Below are 1964 nucleotides of genomic sequence, written 5' to 3' on the forward strand. Positions count from 1 at the left end.
GGCTATGGTGGTGAGGAACCTCAAAACTCTCTTTTGGATCGAATAAAATACAATCACATGCTAAACCGACACCTATTTCGCCGCTCACAATCCCGATATGTCCTGCCGGAGCATGGGAAGCCAAACATATCACCTCAGAAAAAGAGAGTGTTTTTGTCTCTATCAAATAAGTATAAAGTAACGGCAAATATTCAGTAATAGATGTTGTCCCCACATGTGCATCGTAAAAGGTAATATCTTTGTAGATATCAGAATTGGGCTGATGCAATGCGCTCAGAGAGTGGATTGTTCCTCGTTTCAAAGCATCAATAAGTTCAAGTCGTTTGGCTTCACTGACTAGTGGTGGATTGATTTTAGCATCGGTATCAAATCCGATACAGGCGGAATCATTTTTAAAGAGATGGTGAATGGCCACTTCACACTCTACCTCTATATTATTTTTACGTGCCTCGGCGATCAACTCGATCGATCGAGGTTCCGTAATACTTTTAAATACGATTTTAATCCCAAAATGACGGGCAATTTCAATCATCGCTGCGACATGTACCACCTCTGAGAGGGGCGAGATCCCCGGTAAACCGAGTTGTGACGCAATAGCACCATCCGACATCACTCCGCTCTCAATAAGACTGTTCTCTTCTGCTTTATAAAAGAGTACTTTATTTGCCATTTTCAAATATTGTGCAATACGGGTAATGAGATTGTAATCGTTGATGGTAGAGGTGTGTACCGACACACACCCTTTTTTGAGCATAATAGCGATATTGCTCAATGCCCCTGATTCACTCAAAGCACTCACAGCCGATTCAATAGTAGCTCCATGAGATGAGCAACGGTGTTGTTGGACGAATTCAAGTGTAATCTCATTATCAATACGAGGTGTCGAATCACTGGCCAAAACGGCTGTCGTAACACCGCCGCTTAGTGCTCGACGTGAAAGTTTTTCCAAATTGGTTCGACTCAACTGTGAGTCTTTGAGTCGTACATCGGTATCTACAAGACCTGGGATCAGATAACACCCATCAGCGCGAACGATTTCATCTCCGCTGAGATTTTCCCCGATACGCTTAATAATCCCCTCTTCAATCTGAATGTCCGCATGACGTTCTCCGTTGATATCACAGATAATTGCGCCCGAAATGATCATAGAGTGCTCCCATTAGGTATAATTATGCAATTTTAGTCAAAAAAATGTTATAAAAAGGGTACGTGTGGTTAAAATTATCTTTTTTTTGATACCTATGTTCCTTTATGGTGGCAGTGACCTCTATAAAATAGGTAAAAATCTTTATTTTTCAAAAGGGTGTAACGGTTGTCACGGAATATCGGCTACGGGAACCAATTTATATCCTGCGTTAGCCTATCGACGCAAACCATTTTTAATCTCAAAATTAAAAGACTACCGTGCCAAAAAAGGTTCTACCCAGCAATCACAGCTTATGATCTCTTTTGCAATGGCATTAAGTGATAAAGAGATTGATGCATTGAGCACTTTTTTGAGTGAATATCAAGAAAATAAAAGTAATTATAAACCCGATGTAGGTGCCCGAGGAGATGGAGGATCATGAAACTTTTAGTCAGTGCATTAGAGCACTCTGCAAACATACATCTATCTTATTTAGTGAAAGAATTAGGTGAAGATGTTCAGTTATCAGGAATATTCAACCATTCGTTAGGGGATAGTATCGTGGATCTTCGATCGACTTCTGTTATGGGATTCGTGGATGCCATAACAAAACTACCGTTTTTTTTCCGTTTGAAAGATCAAATGGTTGACTTAGCGGCATCAGCCGATAAAGTTTTATTAATTGATTCTTCCGGTTTTAATCTCCCTCTAGCGAAGGCGATTCGTAAACGTTATCCGAAAAAAGAGATTATTTACTATATTCTCCCTCAAGCATGGGCATGGAAGAAAAAACGGATTCCGGTTTTAGAAAAAACCATTACAAAACTTTGCTCTATTC

General features: G+C 40.1%; 2 protein-coding genes and 1 pseudogene. 2 read left to right on the plus strand and 1 reads right to left on the minus strand.

Annotated elements, in window-relative coordinates; all coding sequences use genetic code 11:
• On the minus strand, positions 1–1147 hold a 1147-nt coding region (locus WA010_RS04960; protein ID WP_422556041.1), incomplete at its 3' end, for a dihydroorotase.
• A 64-nt stretch (positions 1148–1211) separates the two neighbouring features.
• Here WA010_RS04960 and WA010_RS04965 point away from each other — a divergent pair.
• Both WA010_RS04965 and WA010_RS04970 read left to right on the plus strand, forming a co-directional pair.
• Complete coding sequence (locus WA010_RS04965; protein ID WP_422556042.1) at positions 1212–1568, plus strand: c-type cytochrome; 357 nt, start codon at positions 1212–1214, stop codon at positions 1566–1568.
• A pseudogene (locus WA010_RS04970) lies at positions 1565–1964 on the plus strand (lipid-A-disaccharide synthase); the annotation flags it as partial. The gene WA010_RS04965 and the pseudogene WA010_RS04970, both read left to right, overlap by 4 nt.

It is taken from the genome of Sulfuricurvum sp., from assembly GCF_049305995.1.
Lineage (GTDB): Bacteria > Campylobacterota > Campylobacteria > Campylobacterales > Sulfurimonadaceae > Sulfuricurvum.